The sequence below is a fragment of the Methylobacterium sp. A54F genome (assembly GCF_053346035.1).
Genome location: NZ_JBKFBF010000145.1, coordinates 1 through 301 on the forward strand (window position 1 = coordinate 1; position 301 = coordinate 301).

Sequence of the window (301 nt, forward strand, 5' to 3'; positions counted from 1 at the left end):
CGGTGTCGGTGCTGACCGCGGGCCCGCACCTGTTCGAGGGATTTTCCCGCGACATCGAGATCGTGGCCCTGCCGAACATGATCGGCGCCGCCGTGCCGCCGCCGCGCCTCTACGCCGAGCCGACGCCAAGTGTGATGCACTGCGTGCCCCTCGGCCTCTCCGAGATGCGCCGGACGATGCGGTGCATCCTCGACCACCTCGTCGAGCGCGGGATCGGTCTGTTCGTCGTCGACGTCTCGGCCGAGATCGCCTTGCTCTCCCGCATCGCGAGCGTGCCGGCCGTGCAGATCCGCATGCACGG

The 301-nt window shown here is 69.8% G+C and carries 1 pseudogene; it reads left to right on the forward strand.

The features are described from left to right. Positions 1 to 301: pseudogene (locus tag ACLBXP_RS25700) on the forward strand (glycosyl transferase); the annotation flags it as partial.